General features: G+C 67.7%; 9 protein-coding genes and 2 pseudogenes. 6 read left to right on the top strand and 5 right to left on the bottom strand.

Features of this window, described 5'->3' with window-relative positions; all coding sequences use genetic code 11:
• Positions 1–259: 259 nt before the first annotated feature.
• The 3 genes and pseudogenes from DQW85_RS47670 to DQW85_RS46945 all read left to right on the top strand — a co-directional run.
• Positions 260–406: pseudogene (locus DQW85_RS47670) on the top strand (recombinase family protein); the annotation flags it as partial.
• A gap of 58 nt (positions 407–464) precedes the next feature.
• Positions 465–704 carry a recombinase family protein gene (locus tag DQW85_RS47665; protein WP_275888214.1) on the top strand — a complete coding sequence of 80 codons (240 nt, stop codon included), beginning with the start codon at positions 465–467 and terminating at the stop codon, positions 702–704.
• Positions 620–817: pseudogene (locus tag DQW85_RS46945) on the top strand (helix-turn-helix domain-containing protein); the annotation flags it as partial. The gene DQW85_RS47665 and the pseudogene DQW85_RS46945, both read left to right, overlap by 85 nt.
• A gap of 77 nt (positions 818–894) precedes the next feature.
• Here the strand turns inward: DQW85_RS46945 and DQW85_RS19680 are convergent.
• From DQW85_RS19680 to DQW85_RS44625, 3 genes are all read right to left on the bottom strand, one after another.
• Complete coding sequence (locus DQW85_RS19680) at positions 895–1,152, bottom strand: VOC family protein (protein WP_338043399.1); 258 nt, start codon at positions 1,150–1,152, stop codon at positions 895–897.
• 104 nt (positions 1,153–1,256) lie between these two features.
• A complete protein-coding gene (locus tag DQW85_RS44630; RefSeq protein WP_162795137.1) occupies positions 1,257–1,406 on the bottom strand; it encodes a hypothetical protein in 150 nt (49 codons plus the stop codon).
• Between the two features lie 120 nt (positions 1,407–1,526).
• Positions 1,527–1,703, bottom strand: coding sequence for a hypothetical protein (locus DQW85_RS44625; protein WP_162795136.1), 177 nt, complete (start codon positions 1,701–1,703; stop codon positions 1,527–1,529).
• Here DQW85_RS44625 and DQW85_RS19675 point away from each other — a divergent pair.
• Positions 1,693–1,992 carry a hypothetical protein gene (locus DQW85_RS19675; protein WP_162795122.1) on the top strand — a complete coding sequence of 100 codons (300 nt, stop codon included), beginning with the start codon at positions 1,693–1,695 and terminating at the stop codon, positions 1,990–1,992. The genes DQW85_RS44625 and DQW85_RS19675 overlap by 11 nt on opposite strands.
• A gap of 228 nt (positions 1,993–2,220) precedes the next feature.
• Positions 2,221–4,578: an ATP-binding protein gene (locus DQW85_RS19670; RefSeq protein ID WP_205315244.1), complete on the top strand. Its 2,358-nt coding sequence runs from the start codon at positions 2,221–2,223 to the stop codon at positions 4,576–4,578.
• A gap of 109 nt (positions 4,579–4,687) precedes the next feature.
• Here DQW85_RS19670 and DQW85_RS19665 read toward each other — a convergent pair whose 3' ends face one another.
• Both DQW85_RS19665 and DQW85_RS19660 read right to left on the bottom strand, forming a co-directional pair.
• On the bottom strand, positions 4,688–4,969 hold the full coding sequence (locus tag DQW85_RS19665) for a putative quinol monooxygenase (protein ID WP_162795135.1): 282 nt from the start codon (positions 4,967–4,969) through the stop codon (positions 4,688–4,690).
• A gap of 5 nt (positions 4,970–4,974) precedes the next feature.
• Positions 4,975–5,910 (bottom strand): HpcH/HpaI aldolase family protein, encoded by a 936-nt coding sequence (locus DQW85_RS19660; protein WP_113701754.1) that lies wholly within the window; start codon positions 5,908–5,910, stop codon positions 4,975–4,977.
• Between the two features lie 179 nt (positions 5,911–6,089).
• On the opposite strand from DQW85_RS19660, the gene DQW85_RS19655 reads away from it, so the two are divergent.
• Positions 6,090–7,247, top strand: coding sequence for a PucR family transcriptional regulator (locus DQW85_RS19655; RefSeq protein WP_162795134.1), 1,158 nt, complete (start codon positions 6,090–6,092; stop codon positions 7,245–7,247).
• Positions 7,248–7,258: the final 11 nt, after the last annotated feature.

Here is a 7,258-nt window from a genome sequence, read left to right as displayed (position 1 = left end):
ATCCACCAGGCAGAATTCGAGGCCTCACCAGGGCTTGCTCAACGTCGAGGTCGCCCTTCGGGCGGCTCAAGATAACGAACGATTCTCAACACCGGGAAACGCATTGAGAAGTCGGAGTATTCATCAACTCTCACAAAGGACGTTTTCTCTACACTCTCGAGGTGTGACGACGCTCCCCGGCGGTTCGCTCCCCAACAGTCCGGCCCCGCCTCGGTGATCCGCCAGACCTCCGACGACATCCTTCGCGCTCGAAGCCGCCGGCTGCATCCGGATCTTCGCCGACAAGCTGAGCGGCAAGAACACCGACCGCGAAGAGCTCACCAACGCTCTGGACTACCTGCGCCCCGGCGACACCCTCGTCGTCCCCTCGCTCGACCGGCTCGCCCGCTCCCTGCAGGACCTCATTACGATCGTCGCCTTACGATCGTCGCCAAGTTGCGCGCCGCGGCGTCGGCTTCCGGTCCCTGAAGGAAGCCCTCGACACCACCACCCCCGGCGGCCGCCTCTTCTTCCACATCTTCGCCGCCCTCGCCGAGTTCATTCGGGAGCTGATCGTGGAAGGCACCCAGGAGGGCCTGGCCCCGCCAAGGCTCGCGGCGTTCGTCTCGGGCGTCCGCCTGCGACGACGCCCGAACAGGTCCGGCACGCCCGCGCCCTGCTCGCCCAACCCGACGCCACCGTGTCCTCGATCGCCCGGCTGCTGAACGTCAGCCGCTCCACGATCTACAAGTATGTTCCCCAGCTTGCCACGGGCCGCCCCGTCGCCGTTAGGACCCTTTCCCTAGGTCAGGGGATGATGATCTCTTCTTTCACGTAGGCCAAGTTGACCGAACGCAGCCCGTGACGGCCATGAGCGGGTCGAGCCGAGATCAGCGCTTCCGCCAGTGCTTCCGCTCAGCTCTTCCGCTCACTCAGGACGCAGAACTCGTTGCCCTCCGGGTCGAGGAGGGTCACCCAGTGCTGCTCGTCCTGCACGGTGTCGACGCGCCGGGCACCGAGGGAGAGCAGCCGGGCGACCTCGGCCTCCTGGTCGTCGGGGTGGAAGTCGGGGTGGAGCCGGTTCTTCGACGTCTTGCCCTCGGCGACAGGCACGAAGAGCAGCCCCGGCATCCGGTTGAGCGGCGCCGGCGGGGGCCGCGTCCGGGCGGTCACGGGTGATTACGGGCGATCATCGGTCAGAAGCCCGAGCGTCTCGGGCGCTTCCCAGGCGGTCAGCTGCCGGTCAGAATCGGTCTCCTCCTGCGAGAACCGGTTGATCACATCGCGGACAGATCGTCCAGGATGGCGATCACCGGCTCGATCACCTGCATCGTGCCTTCGGGCGTGATGGCGTTGTTGTCGCTGAGGTCCAGCCTGATGACGACCTCGGTGAGGGCCTTGGCGAGGGTGCGTTCGAGCGGGGTCACGATGGGCTCCTGACTGGTCGTCGGATTGCGAGGCGTGTCCGGGGCGGCTGAGGAGGACACGGGGAGGCGGCCCTGGTCAGCCTGCTGCCGACTCGGTGAGCCGGGCTTCCATCTCGGCGATCATCTGGGCGAGCAGGCCGGTGTTCTCCTTCTTGACCACCTGGGGGCAACCGTGTCGAGACCGGCGAGCTTGGTGATGCACTCGTCGACGGCCATGGCCATCGTGCCGAACTCCGTGCGGGCGATGGACTTGTCGTTGCCAGCCTCGAAGGTGGTGGCGCGGTGCATGTCCTTCATCGCGGTCATCGCGGTCATCGCGGTGCGAGCGGCGGACATCGCGTCGCGGGCGCCGAACTCATCGCCCAGGCCCGACGCCGGCGGCGATGTCGGCGTAGCTGAGCTCGCGGCCGTGGTTGCTGCGCAGCCAGATCATCACTTCTGCGACGTCGGTCTCGGCGCGGGTCCAGCCCGTCTCATCACGGCGTCGGCTCACAGGAACGAGGTGCTGCGCCGGATCAAGTGCGACATTCCGCTGCGCTGTCCGACGAGCGCCGGGTTCACCTTTCACGTGATAGCCGGGGACTAGCGGGCGGCCGGGTGGCCCGGAGGCGGTACTCCCTCGGGCCACCCGGCGGACTAGCGGGGATGTGGCCGCGGCGCGCGCTCCCCTCACGCGTCCGCGCGTAGGAGGGTTTCGTCGCCGGGCAGCGGGGCGTCGGCGTCTGCCCCTAGCAGGAGCTGGGTACGGTGAAGGCACCTACGCGGAGATCGTTCACCGTTTGACCAGGGACATTGCCCGGCCTAACGTAAAAGCGTGGCCGGTACTGCGTTAACGCGGCAGGTCTGCAACCTTCCCGCTGACCTGACCAGCTTCGTGGGCCGAAAGCGGGAGCTGGCTGAGATCAAGCGTCTGCTGTCAGTCTCACGCCTGGTGACCTTGACCGGGGTGGGCGGCGTTGGCAAGACCCGGCTGGCGCTGCGAGCCGCCACCGACCAGCGCCGCGCCTTCGACGCGGTCTGGCTCATCGACTTCACCAGCCTCACCGACCCCGCGCTCGTGGTCCAGACGGTGGCCGCGACCATGGGCCTGCGCGACGACCCCTCCGCATCGCCGCTGGAGGTGCTGTCGAAGGTGGTGGCCTCCAACCACACCCTGCTCGTGCTGGACAACTGCGAGCACCTGCTCCAAGCCTGCGCGTCACTCGCCGACCATCTCCTGCGGGTCGCTCCAGAGCTGCAGATCCTGGCCACCAGCCGTCAGTCACTCGGGATCATGGCCGAGCACCAGGTGAACGTGGCGCCGCTACCGGTCCCCGAGCCCGATGAGCGGCTGACGCCCGGGGCGCTCAAGCTGTACGACGCGGTCACCCTCCTGGTGGAACGGGCCATCGCGGTGGTGCCCGACTTCTCCGTCACCAGCCGCAACCAGTCCGATGTGGTACGGCTGTGCCGTCACCTGGACGGCATCCCCCTGGCGATCGAGCTGGCCGCCGTCCGGCTGCGGGCCCTGTCGGTTGACCAACTCGCCGAACGCCTCGCCGAGCGCTACCGCTGGCTGACCGGCGGCAACCGAACGGCCGTGCCGCGCCAGCAGACCCTGCGCGCGCTGATCGACTGGAGCTATCGGCTGCTGTCCCCCGCCGAGCAGCGGCTGTGGGCCCGCATATCGATCTTCCCTGGCCACTTCGACCTGGACGCGGCGGAGGCTGTCTGCGCCGGTGAGGGCATCGAGCGGGAGGAGGTGCTGGATCTGCTCGACGCGCTGCTGGACAAGTCGCTGCTGCTGCGCGAGGTGCACGGCGGGCTGGTCCGCTACCGGATGCTGGAGACCATACGCGAGTTCGGCCGGTTGCACCTGAGCGGACCCGAGGAACGGCGCGCACTGCAGCGCCGCCACAGGGACTGGTACCGGGGGCTGGTCGATCGCGCGGCGGCCGAATGGTTCGGGCCGGACCAGGTCGCCTGGTTCACCCGGCTCAGGCTGGAGAATGCCCACCTGCGCGCCGCCATGGACTTCTGCCTGCGCGAGCCCGGGGAAGCCGAGATCGGACTGCGCATGGCCACGGACCTGCTGCGGCCGCACTGGCTGGCCGGCGCGTACTACAGCGAGGCCCAGCACTGGCTCGCCCGCCTGCTGGAGGCCGCCCCCCAACCGACCGCCACCCGCGCTGCGGCGCTGTGCGCCGAGGCCCTGATGGCCTTCGATCAGGCCGACTTCGCGGCCGGCCGGCCGCTGGTCGATGAGGCCAGAGTGCTGGCGGAGAAGCTGGGCGACCGGCCGAACATGGCCATGGCAGCCACGGTGTCCGGCCTGGCGGCCCTCTACATGGGTGACGACCCGCGAGCGGCCGCCCTGCTAGAGGAGGCGGTGGCCGGGCACACCGCCACCGGCGACGGGTTCGGCGTCGCGCTCTCCACGCTCGCGTTGGCGGTGACCATCAGCTACATGGGCGACGCGCCGCGAGCGCACGAGCTGTTCAAACGGAGCCTCACACTCACGGAACGCCACGGGGAGACGCTGTGCCGTGCCTGGACGCTCACCGCCTTCGCCACCCATATGTGGCTGTACGGTGACAACGAGCGTGCCACCGTGCTGGCGCGGGAGAGCCTGGTGGTCGGCCGCCTTCTCCAGGACCCGATGAACATCGTGCTAACCATGGAGACGATGGGTTATGTCCTCACCGACCAGGGACAGTATGAGAGGGCGGCCCGCATGTTCGGCGCGGCGGAAGCGGTCGGCGGCTCCGCCGGCGTCACACCTTTCCTGTTCGAGCGGTTCATCGGGTTCCATGACCGCTACGCCGCCACACTGAAGGACAAGCTGGGCGACAGGGCCTTCGCCCAGGCAATGGAGCAGGGCCGCACATTGACCGTGGAGGGAGCCGTCACCGAGGCGCTCGGCGCCCGGCCAGGCGAACCCGGCGCCCAACCGGACAGAGCGGTACAGGCCACCACGACGGCACACTCGCCGCTGACCGCGCGGGAGCGGGAGGTCGCCGAACTGGTCGCGCAGGGACTGAGCAACAAGCAGATCGCCGCCGCGCTCGTCATCGCCCCGCGCACCGCCGAAGGCCACGTCGAGCACATCATGACCAAGCTCGGGTTCAACTCACGCGCCAAGATCGCCGCCTGGATGACCGCCGAGAAAACCTCCCTGCGGGATGACTCCTAGCCGCGTGGCGTGTCGTCGACTGGGCCGGCGCCCCGGCAGGGGTGATCAGCAAGTGCCCCTTCGGGCGACTTCATGGTGTTCACGGCTTCTTGCCGGTGGGCGAAGGCGGTCAGAGCAGGGTGACGACACGCATGTCCTGGTCCTCCACGAGGTCCTCGAGCGCGCCGAGCAACGCCATCGTGTGCGGCTCGGCCATATGACGCTGGAAGCTCTCCTCGTCGGCCCACTGCTCATAGAAGACGAACACCGTGGGCTCGGCCGGGTCCTGGTGCGCGAAGAACGCGACGTTGCCTTTCTCAAGGCGGCTGGGCTCGACGGCCTGCAGGAAGAGTTCCCGCGCCTTGTTCTCCGTTCCGACTCGGACGGTCGTCCGGGCGACAATGATGTACACGCCGGTTACCTGCTTTCTGTGTGACGCCGCAGACGGGCGGCGAGGTCTTCGTCCCAATGCGGGAGCATCAGGAAGTCGAATCCTTCGTCGATGGCGGCGAAGGGGTCGACCGCAGCGGGGGACCCGACGGCCACGCCTGCCGACTTGCACGCGGCGATGACCTTCTCCCGGTACGGCGTGAGCCGAGGATCACCGATGTCGTAGTTGCGGATGCCGAGGGCCATGGAGCCGTCTCCGGGTCCCCATATGATCGCCCCGAGACCGGGCACGGAGACCAACTCGTCGATGTTCTCCCACGCGGTCACGCTCTCCACGAGCACGGTGAGCATGAGGTCGCCCGAGGGGTTGAGAGGCCACAGGTCGGCGCGGTCAAAGTAGTCGCTGATGTCAGTGACACCCCAGTACCGCATCGCGTGCATCGGCAGCGCTCCCCGTACACCGGCGGGACCGGAGTCGCTTGGTCCGCTCGGATATCGCATCGACGACACCGCGGACTCGATCTGTGCCCGGTGAGTGACGTGCGGCGCGAGGATGCCAAACGGTCCGTAGTCGAGGGTCTGCTTGGCGACCCACTGGTTGAGCTCGGCCCCGTTCGGGGGGATGCGGACGATGGGCGTCGCTACCGCCGGGACCGCCGCCGCGGTCCTGCGGTTGAGCATCCACTGCAGGGTGAGGCCGAGATCGGGGAAGGAGAACCCGTGGTGCTCCATATCAAGGATGGCGAAGTCGGCTGTGGAGTCGCCGATAGCGCGCGCACCTACGTAGTCGCCGACCTGCACCCAGGCGCCGAGGGCCAACTCGCCGCTCTTCAGCTTGTGGACGAGTCCGTTGAGATGGAACCCTTCACCGCCCGAGGCGGTCTGGGCTCCTGCCTGCCCCATCCTTTGCTCGGACGATATTGCGGGGGCGATCTCACTCTCCATTTTCCTCCTCCAGCTCATGCGAGACACCGTCACGTTAGTAATGGGAGGTCGGGCCGACCACCTACAGATGTCGCGCGATGTGTCCGCTTCACCCCTTCAGTTGGAGTGATGAGCCTTGTCCTCTGAGCGCCCCCGTGAGTAGGGTCGGGTCACGCCGCTCGCGGGTTGCCGAGCCTCTTGGCGTCAGGGGGAAACGGATGACCTACCAGTTTCACGAGCTTGTCGCGGACCTCTACCGCACGTTCGGGACTCCGGCGACCATGTTGGACCCTCACAACAGGGTCCTGGCATTTTCCGACCAGCCGGTCGAGCTCACCGACCAGGTACGCCGGACCAACCTCCTCGTCAACGCGGTGGACACCGAACTCGGCAAAGCCGTGGTCCGGCACGTCAACGACTTCGCGCACACCGTTTCGGTGATGACCAGGATCCCCGCCGCGCCCGAACTGGGCCTGCTCGAACGCGTGGTGATCCCGCTCCTGGTCAATGGCGTGGCAACGGCGTACATCTATCTGATCGATCCGGATGGACGGGTGCGGGCAGAGGATTTGGAGCCCTTTCACCCTGCCTTCGCGGCTGTGGCGAAGCAGGTCGAGCTGGAGCGGTTGGCACGCTTCCGGGTGCGCGCCGCCGTGGCGGGGATCGTCAGCGGGGACGAGACGGAGCGCCGCGTCGCCGCAGACACGTTGGACGACATCGGTATGGTCAACCTGCCGTCACCGCTGCGGGCAGCGGTGCTGATGGCCGAGACGCCCGTCGACACGATCTCGGACCACCTGTGGGGACGGGTCCTCGGCCCCTTCAGTGTGTGGAGCGAGATCGCCGGGCGGATCGTGGCGATACTCGGGAACCTAACCGAGTCGAGCTTCGACCGGGTCCGGTCGCATGCGGACTCGGTGTCGAGCCACGGCAAACAGGTCAGGCTGTTCGTGGGGCTGGGGTCCCCGGTCGCGGAGCTCGCACACACTCATCTGTCCTACCGCCAGGCCCTTCGCGCGTTGCGTCTGGCTCAGTCGCCGGGGACCGGAACGCGCATCGCCGTCTGGGAGGAACTGGGCGCCTGGCGCTTGATCCTCACCCTGAGCCAGGACGAGGCGACCGCGTCTGTCGACCCGCGGGTGCAGCGGCTCGTGGGTGGTGAGGACATGACCACCTTGAAAATGGTGCGCCGATACCTCGAGCGTGAGGCGGAGGCGGAGGCGATCGCAGAGGAACACCATCTGCACCGAACGACGCTTTATGCGCGATTTCGGCGGATGCAGGATCGCTACGGCCTGCGATGGGATCTCGCCGAGGATCGGCTCGCCACCATCTTGGGGATCCGGATAACGCTGCTGTACGGCCGACGCACCTGACGGCCCCCACT

It is taken from the genome of Nonomuraea lactucae, from assembly GCF_003313395.1.
In the GTDB taxonomy this organism is placed as follows: domain Bacteria; phylum Actinomycetota; class Actinomycetes; order Streptosporangiales; family Streptosporangiaceae; genus Nonomuraea; species Nonomuraea lactucae.
The sequence above is the reverse complement of the archived record's forward strand: the minus strand, read 5'-3'. Positions and strand labels throughout refer to the sequence as shown.

Excerpts from the sequence above, each read along its gene's own strand:
- DQW85_RS19660 (WP_113701754.1), bottom strand. The coding sequence starts at position 5,910 with ATGAGCTGGAGGAGGAAAATGGAGAGTGAGATCGCCCCCGCAATATCG.
- DQW85_RS19655 (WP_162795134.1), top strand. The coding sequence starts at position 6,090 with ATGACCTACCAGTTTCACGAGCTTGTCGCGGACCTCTACCGCACGTTC.
- DQW85_RS44625 (WP_162795136.1), bottom strand. The coding sequence starts at position 1,703 with ATGAAGGACATGCACCGCGCCACCACCTTCGAGGCTGGCAACGACAAG.
- DQW85_RS19675 (WP_162795122.1), top strand. The coding sequence starts at position 1,693 with ATGTCCTTCATCGCGGTCATCGCGGTCATCGCGGTGCGAGCGGCGGAC.